11 protein-coding genes are annotated in these 14,253 nt (G+C 57.1%); 8 read left to right on the top strand and 3 right to left on the bottom strand.

Annotation, left to right across the window (positions count from 1 at the left end):
* Positions 1-11: 11 nt before the first annotated feature.
* From VN12_RS13480 to VN12_RS13460, 5 genes are all read left to right on the top strand, one after another.
* The gene (locus VN12_RS13480) at positions 12-686 is read left to right on the top strand and encodes a FliH/SctL family protein (protein WP_146677329.1); all 675 of its coding nucleotides are present in this window, start codon (positions 12-14) and stop codon (positions 684-686) included.
* A gap of 13 nt (positions 687-699) precedes the next feature.
* On the top strand, positions 700-2,094 hold the full coding sequence (locus VN12_RS13475) for a FliI/YscN family ATPase (RefSeq protein ID WP_240491136.1): 1,395 nt from the start codon (positions 700-702) through the stop codon (positions 2,092-2,094).
* Between the two features lie 64 nt (positions 2,095-2,158).
* Entirely contained in the window at positions 2,159-2,617 is a 459-nt protein-coding gene (gene fliJ, locus VN12_RS13470) for a flagellar export protein FliJ (RefSeq protein WP_146677328.1), read from the top strand.
* A gap of 20 nt (positions 2,618-2,637) precedes the next feature.
* Positions 2,638-3,285, top strand: coding sequence for a hypothetical protein (locus tag VN12_RS13465; RefSeq protein ID WP_146677327.1), 648 nt, complete (start codon positions 2,638-2,640; stop codon positions 3,283-3,285).
* 55 nt (positions 3,286-3,340) lie between these two features.
* Complete coding sequence (locus VN12_RS13460) at positions 3,341-5,128, top strand: flagellar hook-length control protein FliK (protein ID WP_146677326.1); 1,788 nt, start codon at positions 3,341-3,343, stop codon at positions 5,126-5,128.
* A 91-nt stretch (positions 5,129-5,219) separates the two neighbouring features.
* Here VN12_RS13460 and VN12_RS13455 read toward each other — a convergent pair whose 3' ends face one another.
* Together VN12_RS13455 and VN12_RS13450 are read right to left on the bottom strand one after the other, a co-directional pair.
* Positions 5,220-7,283, bottom strand: coding sequence for a hypothetical protein (locus tag VN12_RS13455; protein WP_146677325.1), 2,064 nt, complete (start codon positions 7,281-7,283; stop codon positions 5,220-5,222).
* A 16-nt stretch (positions 7,284-7,299) separates the two neighbouring features.
* Positions 7,300-8,271: a glycosyltransferase family 2 protein gene (locus VN12_RS13450; RefSeq protein ID WP_146677324.1), complete on the bottom strand. Its 972-nt coding sequence runs from the start codon at positions 8,269-8,271 to the stop codon at positions 7,300-7,302.
* 288 nt (positions 8,272-8,559) lie between these two features.
* Here VN12_RS13450 and VN12_RS26475 point away from each other — a divergent pair, with 288 nt between their 5' ends.
* From VN12_RS26475 to VN12_RS13440, 3 genes are all read left to right on the top strand, one after another.
* Positions 8,560-9,729, top strand: coding sequence for a DUF1549 domain-containing protein (locus VN12_RS26475; RefSeq protein WP_240491135.1), 1,170 nt, complete (start codon positions 8,560-8,562; stop codon positions 9,727-9,729).
* Between the two features lie 146 nt (positions 9,730-9,875).
* Positions 9,876-11,735: a DUF1553 domain-containing protein gene (locus VN12_RS13445; protein ID WP_240491432.1), complete on the top strand. Its 1,860-nt coding sequence runs from the start codon at positions 9,876-9,878 to the stop codon at positions 11,733-11,735.
* A 70-nt stretch (positions 11,736-11,805) separates the two neighbouring features.
* A complete protein-coding gene (locus tag VN12_RS13440) occupies positions 11,806-13,275 on the top strand; it encodes a DUF1501 domain-containing protein (protein WP_146677323.1) in 1,470 nt (489 codons plus the stop codon).
* Here VN12_RS13440 and VN12_RS13435 read toward each other — a convergent pair.
* Positions 13,272-14,126 (bottom strand): sensor histidine kinase, encoded by an 855-nt coding sequence (locus VN12_RS13435; RefSeq protein ID WP_146677322.1) that lies wholly within the window; start codon positions 14,124-14,126, stop codon positions 13,272-13,274. The two genes, VN12_RS13440 and VN12_RS13435, sit on opposite strands and share 4 nt — an antisense overlap.
* Between the last annotated feature and the right edge of the window lie 127 nt (positions 14,127-14,253).

The following is a 14,253-nucleotide window of genomic DNA, read 5'->3' as shown; positions in this document are numbered from 1 at the left end:
CGAAATCTTCTATGGCGAGTGTATTCAAATCGCGATCGATTCCGGCCGGATCCAACACCGCGCAGGCCGAGGTCTTCAATTGGGAAGATGTGACAACCCGAGCGAGGGAATACCTCGACACTGTTCGTCAACAAGCTCAGCAGTTGATACGAGAGAGCCAATCCGAGTGCGACCGCATCCGATCGCAAGCCCAGCAGGAAGGCTTGAAGAGCGGCCAAAACCAGGTTGAAAAAATGGCGCATCAACTCGCCAATCAGCTTGCAAGTGAGAAAGCCCAGCAGTCGACGCAGAGTGTCGATCGATTCTGCAAAGAGCTTGAAGCCGCGACCGAGCAGTGGCTGAGGCAATGGCAGCATGAGACCATCGCCCTTTCGATCGCGATCGCGGAAAAGCTTCTTATCCGTCAAATCGAATCCGATCCCACGATACTTTTGGATTGGATCCAAGACTCCATTCGGCTGGTCGCTGGACAGAGGAACATCACGATCAAGCTCCATCCTGAGGATGCACAGCAACTCTCGGACGGTCTTTCCTACTTGATCAATTCGTCGGGTCCCAACGCCCAGGTGCAAGTCTCCGAGGACGTGGAAGTAGGTCGGTTCGGCATCATTCTGCAAACCGATGACACCCAAATTGATCGCACACTTCGGACTCAGTTACGACGTTTGATGGAGGAACTGCAGTAGCAGAGAATCGACTATGACCCAAGCATTCGCTTCGTTCCCGAGCATGATCCAACGCAAGCACTGGAGCCAAAACCTTCAGCGGATCGTTCCGTTTGGAATCTCAGGACGCGTCCGAAGCATTCGCGGTACGACGATTGTTGTTGATGGATTGCCCGTCCCCGTAGGTGCCTTGGTAAAAATCCATCGAAGGCAACAGGATTCGCTCCAGGCGGAAGTCATCGGATTCGATGGCGGCAAAACCATCCTGGCGCCGCTCGACAACTGGGATGGGGTAAGCCAAGGGGATCACGTCGAACTCTTCCAAACCTATCGTTCGGTCAACGTTGCGTCGAACATTATCGGTCGGGTCCTGGATGCGACGGGGCAACCGATGGATGATGCTGGGCCTTTGGAGCTGGGACGCAAGATGCCTTGCGATGCTCCACCCGTCCCCGCATTGCAGCGACCTCCGATCGACAAAATTCTCCCGACGCAAGTTCGGGCCATCGACATGTTCCTCACCCTCGGGTGCGGCCAGCGGATGGGGATCTTTGCGGGGTCCGGTGTTGGAAAGAGCACGATCCTGGGCATGCTCGCGCGAGGCACCGCCGCAGACCATGTCGTGATCGCCTTGATCGGCGAACGGGGGCGAGAAGTGCGCGAGTTCCTCGAACGAGATCTGGGCGAAGAAGGACGCCAAAAAAGTGTGACGGTTGTCGCGACCAGCGACCAACCTGCCCCCAAGCGTATTCTGGCCGCCAAAACGGCCACGGCCATCGCCGAAGCGCTCCGAGACGAAGGGAAGAATGTATTGCTCCTGATGGACTCCGTCACCCGGTTCGCCATGGCGCAGCGCGAGGTCGGGCTCGCCGCCGGCGAAGTCCCCACGACGCGGGGCTATCCACCCAGCGTGTTCGCTATGTTGCCCCAGCTGGTCGAACGATCGGGCATCAATCATCGCGGCAGCATCACCGCGCTTTACACAGTCCTGGTCGAAGGCGATGACACCAACGAACCGATCAGCGATACGTTGCGAGGGCTCCTCGATGGTCACATTCACCTCTCCCGAAGCATCGCGTCGCGCGGTCGCTACCCCGCGATCGACGTACTTCCAAGCCTCAGCCGGCTGCAATCGCATTTGATCGACCCAGAACTCAAAAAGGGAACCGATGCGCTTCGAGCCCTCATGGCAATCTATCGCGAAAACGAAGACTTGATCAACATCGGAGCCTACACGCGAGGGAGCAACCCGCAGATCGATAAGGCCATTCAAATGCGACCGATGATCGAAGCACTGCTATCGCAGGGCCAACGCGAACTGGTTCCCTGGGAGAAGTCTCGCGAGGACGTATTGAAACTGGCGATCGCTGCAGCCGCTACGGCCCCACCTCCCGCGATGTCGAACCCACCGACCGCTCGAGCGGCCTAATGATTCTCCCGTGGAACGCGTTCGCAACCCAATTCCCAACCTATAGTTCTTACGAGAAGTAACCATGGCGAAATTTCGACTTGCGACCCTTCTCAAACTTCGCGAACGAGAGCGAGACCAAGCGGCCAAAGCAGTGCAAGACGCTCGAATGGCCATCGACAAACTGACAACCCAAAAGCAAGAGCTTCTAGCGGAGAACGAGACGATGAACTCGATTCGAAAATCCGCTAGCCAAGGAGCGATGAACTTGCAAAGCATTTTGGATACCCAGCGATTCCAAATGGTGCTCGGATCCCAGGTGCAACAGATTGATAATCACCTGGGAACCCTCCATCAGGAATTGCAGCGCCGCGAGGCCCTGCTCTTGAAATGCCAACAAGGGGTGAAGTCGCTGGAGAAACTTCGCGACCAACGCGAGGAGTCCGAGGAAGTGCTCGCCCTTCAAAAACAACAGGAGCGAACCGACGAGTGGGCAAGTGTTCGATTCGCGATGGATATTCAATCGCAGTCCGATGATTCGTAAACTGATGCAGCGAGGTTGAGATGTCGAAACTCATTCAGTTCTTCCTTTGGACGTGCACCGCCATGCTCCTCGGCTTGGTGGCGATCGTCACAATGGCCGCAGCAAAAGGAAACTTCGATCGGGATACTCTCGTCAAAATCGTTGCGCTACTGAGCGGGATCGACATCCAAGGAGACCGTCTCGCGGCAGCCATCCAGAGTGGCAAGGCAGCGCCGGTGCCTACGTACGACGAAGTGCTCGATGCCAAGGTCAAAGCGCTTCTGCAGTCCGACTCCCGGTCCGCCGCGCTCGACCGGTACAAAAAGGAACTCGACGATCGAGCCAAGCGGCTGCAGGAAGAATCGGAGCGCCACAACGCCCTCGTCGCGGAATTCAAAAAGACGGTCGCGCAAGCCGAGGAGGCAAGGCAGACGCAGAGCCAGCAACAGATCCGCGAAATCCTCGAAGCGCTCGATCCTGCCGCCGCGAAACAGCAGCTCGTGGCGATGCTAGAAAAGGAACAGAAAGCCGAGGTAATCTCGATTATGAAGGCCTTGGATGCCGATAAGCTGAAAAAGATCCTGGCAGAGTTTGCCGATCTTGCCGATCAGCAAAAGATTTCCGAGATCCTCGAAGAGATCCGTTTGCGGGGAACGGGGACCGACACCACCCCTCCAAAAGCCCCCTAACGGACCGAATCGTCGATCCGATCGACGAGCCGCGAAGGCTGGGAGGGATAAATCCATGGCCGAATCCGAACGCGTTCATTCCTCATCCATCACCCCTCCGATTTCGCTCCCATCGCGTAAACGTTTCGGCTCCGACGTCTCGGCCAAACGGTTCCAAGAAGAGCTCCTGAGCTTGGATTTCTTTCCAGCCCGCTCCTCCGAACCGGTAGATCCCTCCACTTCCGCTGTCGAATCCCCCCAATCTGGGCAACCCATTTCCGATTCCAGCCCGACAGCCAACGAAAAACAATCGGAGCCATCCGACACCTCCGACGAGGAAGAACCGGTAGAGAGCCAGCCCACGCTCTCGGACTCCTATCCGCTTCTGTGCAACCCCACCTCCTGCCGCGCCCCTGAAAACGCCCCTGCTGAGTCGGATAGCCCCTCCGAGGGAGACCGAGAACTCGTTGCTGCCAATTCCAAACAGGACGAACAAGATCGCTCGCCGCTCCCAAGCACCGAACAACCCGTTGCTACCCAGAGAGAGACAAACCAAGCCCATCGCTCCGTAACGCCCTCTCCAGCACCCCTTTCGGACGAAACCGAATCCGCCGAACAACAACCGACGCCCGTCGATACCGATCCGAAATCGCCTACGACCGAACCGTCCAACGCCCCACCCACGGTAACCATGGAGGATGCCGAACCCACGCTTTCGGAGTGGTCATCGACGCAGACCATGGTCGAGAACGAGGGACGCCCACGACCGAAGCGCCAAAGGGAGGATTCCAAACCCTCCGCCTCCGCGGAAGACACTTCGGCGCAACTTTCTGCAATAGCCGACAAGGCTCCCGATGACGAAGGAGTGCAACTGTCTTCGGATTGGAAAGGCGCGACGGAGGAAGAGACCTTCCCCACGATGGAGCTGCGGGAATCGGATACCAACCCCAAGAACCGTCGTGCTGATCGCCTGGAACGAGACAAGCGTTCGGGAAGGGACGAACTGGATCCGTCCGAGGCGAGCGCCTCGGAATCTCAGTCCGATTCCGAAGGGTCCGCATCGCGAGTGTCCGATGGCACGACGACTCTCGCGCTCCCATCCGACGCGTCGTGGAGTGGATTAGCCAATATCCCCACCGAAGTCGTCACCGCGGGTTTTACCGAGGCATCCGCAGCTGGCATCACCTCCTCCAGTCCTCAGATGGTGGTACCACCTGCAATCACCACTCCCTCCTCGGTCGACTCGACCGCCGCGACCGCTGCAGGAACAACGGCCTCGAATGGCTTCGACCCCGCATCCACATTGGGTGCATCTTTTAGTTCAACCAACGACGGACAACGAGTGGGGTCCAGTGAGAGGTCCCAGGCGGGAGCTTCCTCGGTGCGAGGTCCGCTGACTCCCTATCAGGAGAGCAAGCTGGTACAGCGGGTCATGCGAGGATTTGAGCAGCTAAGCGAGGGGGGAGGGCAAGTTCGATTGCGGCTCCACCCACCGGAGCTGGGCACGCTCCAAATGACCCTTCGCATCGAGTCGATGCAGGTCTTCGCCAAACTAGAGGTGGAAACCACTGTCGCTCGCGATGCTTTGGTTCAGAATGCGCAAGCGTTGAAGGATCAGTTGGCAGCCCAAGGGTTTGAAGTCGAGCGATTCGAAGTAGAAATTCGCGCCGAGGTAGGGGGCGACTCGTCGGGGATGGAAGATCGATCGGATCGCCAAGGTGAGAATCAGCGGTGGCAAACGCTAGAAAGTCGTTATGCTGCGATGCAATCGAATCGAATCAACGAGGGGCATCGCGATCCGCAAACCCCGCCCACCCGAACGCCTTGGTTCCGCAATGGGAACAACCTCGACCTCACCGTCTAGACGAGACTTCACCGTCTAGACGAGACTTCACCGTCTAGACGAGACTTCACCGTCTAGACGAGACTTCACCGTCTAGACGAGACTTAGCTGGCTAGATCGGTGGAATGCCGTTCCATTGCATCCAATTCCAGATCCAAGTCTGCGACCATGGGTTCCAATGGGGGTAGGTCGCTGCGAGAGCGGACAGAAATCCGAGCGCACCGACCAATGCGATTCCCCATTTTCTTTGCAACAGTCGACTCGCGACCGGTGCGGACGCGATCAGCCAAAGTGGGTGCAGCCAGAGCAATTGCCGAAACGCTGACGTCGTCCCTCCATAGTTCCTTTGCCGCGTATCGAGCATGAACAAATAGAACACGATGCACGCTGCGCTGACGGCGAGCAGCGATATCCCCCAAAGCTGTTGGTCGCGGCGCGCGCTCCAGCAGGTCACCAAAAGTCCTGGGATGGCGAGCGCGAGCAATGGGGTAAGCGAGAGAATGCCATGGTGCCCCAGGGTTGCGTGAAAGACGTATTTGCCCAGATCCTTTTCCCCCAGGTCCAACGGGTTGTCCGGTCGTCGCCAATAACTGTCGACTTTCTTCCCATCGAAAAGACGAATGAAGTCGTAGTCGTACCAATTCTCTTTTGTCTTGCTATCGGCGGTGTTCACGTCACCCGCTCCAAACGAATAAGGGGGACTCCATCTTCCGTGCGCCACATAGTTGGTTCCGAAATACGCGAACAATACCAAGACCACCGCGGGTGTGCCCACGAGAAGCGTTAGCTGGGGGGCGCGCCACAATAACAAAAGTCCAAACATTCCAACCAAACTAGCCGCAGGCAGCTCGCAGGCGAACGTGAATGCGCTCCAGAATCCCACCCAAGCAAAATCGCTCCACGCTTGACTTCCTCGCCAACATTTCGATGCGTACCAGCTCGCGGCCGCCGCGCTGATCGCCCCCCAAGTGTGATTGTTAATCGCCACATGAAACGTTGAAAGGAGAGTCGCGAAGCAGATCCCCGCCATGATGACGACGAACGTAAGATCCTCATCGCACCAAGCATCCAGCAGACGAGCGCAACACCACCAGCCGATTCCCAAAGGGACAACGTTCACGATGAACAAAAGGATGCGCCCAAGCTCAAACGGGTGGTCCCCTAGGGTCCAGCCAGTCATCTTGTGCAAAACCCAGTACGGGGCTGCGATCAACGTGGCTTGCAGGGGTGGTTTGCTCGAATAGAGTTTTTGCTCTCCCTGAGCATTCATATGGCTGACGATATCGACCGAATCCCAGGCCGGTTCGTATTCGAGAATCGAGTTGACTTCAAAGGTTCCATGCTCGACAAGAGAGCGAACCGTAAGCCAACGGCTTCGATCGTTCCCGCTGAGGAACGGACGTTGTTTATTGGTTTCTTTGAGCACCATATCCACGATCGCTTGGGTGCTGTAAAGTTCAGCGATTCGCTGGGCGTCGCGTTTCCGCAGCTCGATAGGCCAGTGGTGTTTTGCCTGTTGTTTGACGGCGCGAATCGATTCGGCGATCTCCGGGGCACGGAGTTGTTCTTCGGTAAGCGGAACCACGGTCGATACGACTTGATCGTTCGATGGCACTGGGTTTAGATTCTCCAGCGCTCGCAGATAGACGGCGAGATCTTCGGGCTTGTTCGATTCGAGCGCCTCGAGCGCCAGCCAGCGCAATTCCGCCACAAGATCCTCTTGACGATACTTGGTTTCCCCGACGACCTTCTTCACGAGAGCTTCCGTGGTGATCGTCTTTTGGCGGGAATCCCAGTTATCGCGTCTCGATTGAATGGGCCATTTGCGAGGGGCCTTCTCTTTGGACGCCTTTGCAGCTTTGGCGGCGGCATCTCCCTCAAGCACCTTTGGATCGAATCGAAACTCGCGTCGCAATGTTTCCTCGTAAATCGCGAGATCCTCAGCGTTGGATTCCTCTCGAGCGACGACCGCGAGATACTTCAACTCGTCGAGCAAATCGTTCCGGAGGACTTGCTCCAGGCTCAGCATGTTCACCGCGTTGATCGAGAAGATCCTGCCGCTGATCTGTCCCAATCCGATCAAGATCAAGAGAACGGCGACTCCGGCCCGAATCGGAGATCGAAACGTAGTGACTTGAGGGGCAGGAGATTCTGGGCTGGTTGTCGAATTCGACATCGTTCAGGCTCCTAGGTCACGAGTTGGTTGGAGTCGACTCGCCGATACTATCCCGAATCGAAAACGGAGGATTGCGATGCGCCGAATTGGCGACGACGAGTTCGGCCAACAGGCCAGTGCTCAAAAACTGCAAACCCGCGATGAACAAGATCATCGAGAGATAAAAGAGCGGAGTCTGCGTGAGATGAAATGGACTCGAATCGCTGAAGGCGCGCGTCAAAACCCAAAGCGAACAGAGCATGACAAAAATTGCCACGGAAAGCCCGCATGCGAACAACCCGATGCCCCCGAGAACATGCTGCGGTCGATAGCGAAACCGAGTGAGGAACACAACCGTGAAGAGATCCAAGAAACCTTTAAGGATGCGCGAAACGCCGTATTTCGAGACGCCATGCACGCGAGGATGGTGCTGCACCGCAAGCTCCGCGACGCGGTAGCCGCGCGAATTGGCGAGAACAGGGATAAAGCGGTGCATCTCGCCATACATTTGGACTTCGGAGAGGACTTCGCGGCGATAGGCTTTGAGTCCGCAGTTGAAATCATGCAAATGGAGCTTGGTCGCCGCTCGCAGGATTCCATTGAATACGAGGGACGGATATCGCTTGTGCCACGGGTCATACCGCGTTTGCTTCCAACCGCTCACCACATCGAATCCTTCCTCGAGTTTTTTCAAGAGGCGAGGAATCTCGGCTGGGTCGTCTTGCAAATCCGCATCCATGGTGATGACGTAATCCCCTGTCGCCCGCTGAAATCCGGCGTTCAATGCGGCAGCTTTGCCAAAGTTTCTACGGAACCGAATGGCGCGAACGGAAGTTTTTTTCGCGGCGATTTCCTGGATCACCTCCCAAGATCGATCGGTGGAACCGTCGTCGACGAATAGGATTTCATAGGAACCCAGTTGATGGCTTTGGATCGAGGCGTCGATGCGCTCGACCAGTTCTACGAGGGAGTCTTGCTCGTTCAGCAGGGGGACGACGATCGAGATCATGGACCAGCGTGGTGTGGGGGGAAAACCATCATTCTAGTCGATTCCGAGTCCTCAGGGCAGTTGTCCCGAGGCTCTGGGCCGACTGTTCCCCCCTTCCCACCGAAGTTCTAGCTTGCTTTCGGCATTTTCGTTGTAGAATGGAGATTGGCGTTTTCGATCGAAATCCTATCGGCCGAGCCGTCCCCACCTATCCTTCCTGTCCCCGATCGCCTCGCTCCGTCCCTTTCGAACCTTTCACCGAACCTGGAAGGGGCGCTGGGCTTCATCTTGTTCAACCGATGACGACTTATGCTCCATCACTTCGTTTCATCTAAGGCCTCGAGTTGGGTGATTGGGTTGCTCTGGATACCCCTTCTCTCGGTCGCCTCTCTCGCCGAGGGGATGGTTCAATACAATCGGGATATCCGACCGATCCTCACCGAGAACTGCTTTGCCTGCCACGGCCCGGATGCCAACAAACGCGCTGCGGACTTGCGACTGGACGTCCGCGACCAAGCCATCGCAGGGGGGGCTCTCGTCCCTCAGTCGGCCGAGGAGAGCGAGCTATGGAAGCGGATCATCTCCACCGATGCCGATTCGGTCATGCCTCCGCCAGAGTCCCACAAGTCGCTGACCGAGAAGCAAAAGGAACTGATTCGTCAGTGGATTTCCGAAGGTGCCGAGTACCAGAGCCACTGGGCATTCATTCCTCCGAAGAAGCCAGAGCTTCCCCACGTGCGAAACGGCGGCTGGGTGCGCAACCCAATCGATCGCTTCATCCTGGCCGAATTGGAACGCCGCGGCATGGAGCCTTCGCCGGAAGCGGACATGCGATCGCTCATTCGTCGCGTCTGCTATGACTTAACCGGCCTTCCTCCGACCCCCGAAGAGATCAAAGCGGTGCTGGAGGACCCCAGCCCCGATCGGTACGAGAACTACGTCGATCAACTGCTCAAACGTCCCGAATGGGGCGAGCACCGCGGTCGCTATTGGCTTGACTACGCGCGGTACGCCGACACGCACGGTATTCACTTCGACAACTTCCGCGAGATGTGGTCCTACCGCGAGTGGGTGATCAACGCCTTCAATCGAAACCTGCCTTTCGACCAATTCACCATCGAGCAGCTGGCCGGGGATCTTCTCCCCAATGCAGATTTGGACCAACGCATCGCGACCGGATTCAACCGCTGCAACATCACCACCAACGAAGGTGGAATCATCGATGAGGAATACCGAGTGCTCTACACGCGAGACCGGGTGGAGACGACTGGTCAAGTTTGGTTGGGACTCACCGTCGGATGCGCCGTTTGCCACGATCACAAATTCGATCCGATCAGCCAGGCGGAGTTCTACCAAATGGCGGCGTTTTTCAACAACACCACGCAGGCGGTCCGCGATGGCAATATCAAGGACACACCTCCGATCGTCCCGTCCCACTGGCCGAGGACCGCCCTCGCGCTGCCGAACTCGAAGGCTTGATCGCCAAATCCAATGAAAGCATCCAAGCGAGAAAAGAAGCCGCCAAAGAGCCTTTTGAAAAGTATTTGACCGATCCTGCTACAAGCGCCGAATTGGCTTGGCCATCCCCCGGCGCACCCGGTGCCCCTGAGACCCATATCCCCTTTGTGGCTTCCGAGGCGCGATGGATCGAGAGCGTTCACCAAGGTGTCTACCGACGGACGCCCCTGAGCCAAGAGGCCGCTCTCGCCGCAGGTTACATCGGCCCCAAAGCGTGGGAAGTGCGGGATGTCTTTCCATCCCTGCCAGTGGGGGACTTGGAACGAGATCAACCGTTTACGGTCGCGTTATGGGTCAAGCCAACCAATAACCAAAATGGTTCGTTGATCGCCCGGATGGATGAGGCCAACGGCCATCGAGGCTGGGATATCTGGATGGAAAACGGCACCGTGGGGATGCATTTGATCCACAAGTGGCCCGAGGACGCCCTTAAAGCGGTCTCCAAACCGAAGCTCCCGGCCAACCGATGGAGCCACGTCGCAGTGAGCTACGATGGCTCCTCGAAAATCGAAGGACTAAAGATCTTCATCAACGGAAATGAAGTCGATCGCACCATTCAATCCAAGACACTCACTGCGACCACGCGCACCGAAGTCCCCCTCACGATCGGACGCCGCCATACCAGCGCGCCTGCGGATAAGGCTGTCATCCAGGACATTCGAATCTATCGTTCGGTCGTTCCGGCGGACGCGATCGCCGAGTTGAAATCGAAGTCGCGGCGAGATTTCTTACTGGCCAAGTCCGAGCGATCGGATGCCGAGAGGGAAGAACTCTTCAGCCATTACTTGGCCACGCGCGACGAAGAATCGATTCGACTCAACAACGAGCGCAACCAATTGGTCGCCGAGCAAAATGCCATTCGGCAGCGAGGAACCATCGCTCACGTCATGCACGAAGCGGACTCGGCTCCCATGGCTCATGTGCTGACCCGGGGAGATTACGACAAACGGGGAACCGAAGTCCAACCGGCAGTCCCGGCCGTGTTGCCACCGATGGCGGAGGGACTGCCTAAGAACCGTTTGGGTTTTGCGAAATGGCTGCTGCAGCCCGATCATCCGCTGACCGCGAGGGTCACCGTGAATCGTTTTTGGCAAGAAGTCTTCGGAAACGGCTTGGTCCCCTCCGCTGGGGACTTTGGCATCACCGGGCAGCTCCCCACCCATCCGGAACTCCTCGATTACTTGGCCGTCCACTTCCAAGAAGACGGCTGGAACATCAGGAACTACTTCCGGTTGATCGTCACGAGTTCGACCTATCGCCAAACCGCCAGCGTTTCTCCTGAAAAACTGGCTCGGGATCCTTCCAACAAACTGCTCGCTCGCGGGCCTCGATTCCGAATGGATGCCGAGATGATCCGCGACACCGCCTTGGCGACGAGCGGACTGCTCGTGTCGAAGATCGGTGGTCCGAGCGTGAAGCCCTATCAACCCCCGGGAGTATGGGAAGCGGTCGCCATGCCGGAGAGCAACACGCGAAACTATGTGGCAGACAAAGGGGAGGGTTTGTATCGAAGAAGCATCTACACATTCCTCAAACGAGCCGCGCCACCCGCCAATATGGAAGTGTTCAATGCGACCGCTCGCGAGGTATGTACGATCCGACGAGAACGAACCAACACTCCCCTTCAAGCGCTCGTTACGTTGAATGACACGCAGTTTGTGGAAGCAGCCCGCGTCCTGGCCAACAAGGTCTTGAAAGAGCCAGGGGCCGGCGCGGAGGTCTCGTCACGCGTTCAATGGATTGCCGAGCGGCTGGTTGGCCGACCGCTTCGAGCCGAAGAGGTGCAAGTGGTCCAGGGCAGCTATCAAGAACTCTTGAGCTTCTACCAGACCAATTCGGAGCTAGCCACCCAGTTGCTGCAGGTGGGCGAATCGAAGAACGAGGAGTCGGTGCCCCCCGCGGAGTTAGCGGCTTGGACCATGCTTTGCAATGAACTGATGAACTTGGACGAAGTGATCACCAAGTGATTGGATCCATCGAATCCAACACATGCTGAGACGTCGACACGAACCCTACTTTTACGATCGAACCTGAACCATGATTCATCCGCTGTTTGAGGAATACGTTCGCAGCGAAACGCGACGCCAATTTTTTCGACGAGGCGGCAATGCGGTGGGACTCGCAGCGCTCGCATCGCTAGGGCTCCCGGTCGGCCAATCGTTCGGGGAGGATGCTCCCGTGACGGGTGGATTGCCGATGCTCCCCCACTTCGCCCCCAAAGCGAAACGGGTCATCTATATGCACATGGTCGGTGGTCCGTCGCAGATGGATCTCTTCGACTACAAACCTCAGATGAATGATTGGTACGACAAAGACTTGCCCGAGTCCATTCGCAATGGACAACGGTTGACGACGATGACGAGCGGACAGTCCCGCTTTCCCATCGCTCCTTCCAAATACAAGTTCGCGCAGTACGGACAGTCTGGCATGTGGGTTTCGGAGCTACTCCCCGAGACGGCGAAAGTGGTCGACGATATGTGCTTCGTGCGATCCATGCACACCGAGGCCATCAACCATGAGCCCGCCATCACCTACATGCAAACCGGCAACATGGTCACTGGCCGCCCCTGCATGGGAGCTTGGGTTTCCTACGGCTTGGGTTCGATGAACAACAACCTACCCACGTTCGTCGTGTTGGTGGCACAACCTAGCAATACCGAGCAGATCCAAGCCATCTCGGCGCGGCTATGGTCATCGGGGGTACTGCCTGGAGAGCATGCGGGAGTGAGCTTCCGTTCGTCCGGCGACCCGATCCTCTACATCAACAATCCGGCCGGTGTGCCGATGGATGTCCGCCGCAAAACCTTGGACGGATTGAAGCAGCTCAACGAAATGAATTTTCGAGCTGTGGGCGATCCGGAAATCCATACCCGTATCCAACAGTACGAACTTGCGTTCCGCATGCAGTCGAGCGTCCCGGAACTAACCAGCATCGCGAACGAGCCCGAGAGCACGTTTGAGCTGTATGGTGAAGACGCCAAGAAGCCGGGCACCTATGCCAACACCGTTCTTCTCGCTCGGCGCATGGTCGAACGCGACGTACGATTCGTTCAAGTCTACTTGAACAACTGGGATCACCACGGGAATGTAGCGAAACGTTTACCGTCGCAGTGCAAAGATGTCGATCGCGCCACCTACGGATTGATCACCGATCTCAAGGCCCGGGGATTGCTCGATTCGACCCTCCTCATTTGGGGCGGAGAATTTGGTCGAACCATTTATTCGCAAGGTGGACTCACCAAAGACAACTATGGACGGGATCACCATCCTCGCTGCTTCACCATGTGGATGGCGGGTGGAGGGATCAAGCCGGGGATGATTTACGGTGAGACCGACGACTTTTCGTACAACATTGTGAAGGATCCCGTTCACATCCGCGATTTCCACGCCACGGTTCTCCATCTGCTCGGCGTCGACCACGAGCGATTCACCTTTAAGAACCAAGGGTTGGATTTGAAATTGACGGGAGTCGAGCCAGCGAGAATCGTGAAAGAGATTCTCGCCTAAGCCTCGGCGCCATAGGCTTCGCTGAAACCTTGCGGAGCGTCCATTTCCGGCGTCGTTTCCGCGACCGGAATGCGGATGGAGAAAGCGGTCCCCTTCCCGACGGTGCTTTCTACCCGGATGCGACCTTTGTGGTTCTCCACGATCTCGCGGCAGACACTCAGCCCCAGCCCTGTTCCCCCTTTGCCCGTTTCATCGGGGCCTTTTTTGGTGGTGTAAAAGGCTTCGAAAATTCTCGGCAGTTGTTCAGGTGGAATCCCGCAGCCGGAGTCGCGGATTGTCAACGCGACCGAGTTCGTTTTCTTGTCCAAAGCTAGCTTGATACGGATCGTTCCGTTCTCGCCGATCGCTTGCCTGGCATTGGTGAGCAGATTCAGCAGCAGACGCTGGATTTGGCTTGGAGACGCGAAGACGGGAGGTACCTCGTCCAATTGCATCTCGACATAGATGCGGTACTTCTGCATCTCGCGTTCGAGAAGGACCAACGTGTCTTCGACGAGTTGCCCGAGTTGGCAAAGCTCTAGGTCGTTGGGGCGACTGCGCGAGAGGCCGAGGACGGTGGACGTGATTTTGGCACCTCGGTTGGCTGCGTCCAGGATCCGAGTAAACGCCTTTTCGCGAGTCGGCTCATCTTTGTAACGCAATCCCATCTTCGCGTAGTTGATGATGGTCATGAGCAGGTTGTTGAACTCGTGCGTGGTGGTGCTCGTCAGTTCCCCGACGGCCGCCAATCGCTCGACTTGCATGAGACGCGATTGCAGTTCCTCGAGCCAAATCGCAGACGAAGCATCCTCGTGGCGCTGCGTCGAAGAAGCTGGCAGGGGGGCGGTGGTGGAGAGCTCTTGATTTTGCATTGAGTTTCGCAAAGAAAGAGTAGTCGGTTCGATCTGGCGACACGCACGAAGAATGATTATCGTCCCGAAGGAAAGTCGACCTGGAGGCTTAGTTGGAGCTTTTCCGGCAAAGTCGCATGGGAGCGGC

The organism is Pirellula sp. SH-Sr6A (assembly GCF_001610875.1).
Classification (GTDB): Bacteria; Planctomycetota; Planctomycetia; order Pirellulales; family Pirellulaceae; genus JBKCUI01.
This window is presented reverse-complemented; position numbering and strand designations above follow the sequence as displayed.

Coding starts and splice junctions, on each gene's coding strand:
- VN12_RS13460 (WP_146677326.1), top strand. CDS start 3,341: ATGGCCGAATCCGAACGCGTTCATTCCTCATCCATCACCCCTCCGATT.
- VN12_RS13465 (WP_146677327.1), top strand. CDS start 2,638: ATGTCGAAACTCATTCAGTTCTTCCTTTGGACGTGCACCGCCATGCTC.
- VN12_RS13455 (WP_146677325.1), bottom strand. CDS start 7,283: ATGTCGAATTCGACAACCAGCCCAGAATCTCCTGCCCCTCAAGTCACT.
- VN12_RS13435 (WP_146677322.1), bottom strand. CDS start 14,126: ATGCAAAATCAAGAGCTCTCCACCACCGCCCCCCTGCCAGCTTCTTCG.
- VN12_RS13450 (WP_146677324.1), bottom strand. CDS start 8,271: ATGATCTCGATCGTCGTCCCCCTGCTGAACGAGCAAGACTCCCTCGTA.
- VN12_RS26475 (WP_240491135.1), top strand. CDS start 8,560: ATGCTCCATCACTTCGTTTCATCTAAGGCCTCGAGTTGGGTGATTGGG.
- VN12_RS13475 (WP_240491136.1), top strand. CDS start 700: ATGACCCAAGCATTCGCTTCGTTCCCGAGCATGATCCAACGCAAGCAC.
- VN12_RS13480 (WP_146677329.1), top strand. CDS start 12: ATGGCGAGTGTATTCAAATCGCGATCGATTCCGGCCGGATCCAACACC.
- VN12_RS13440 (WP_146677323.1), top strand. CDS start 11,806: ATGATTCATCCGCTGTTTGAGGAATACGTTCGCAGCGAAACGCGACGC.
- fliJ (WP_146677328.1), top strand. CDS start 2,159: ATGGCGAAATTTCGACTTGCGACCCTTCTCAAACTTCGCGAACGAGAG.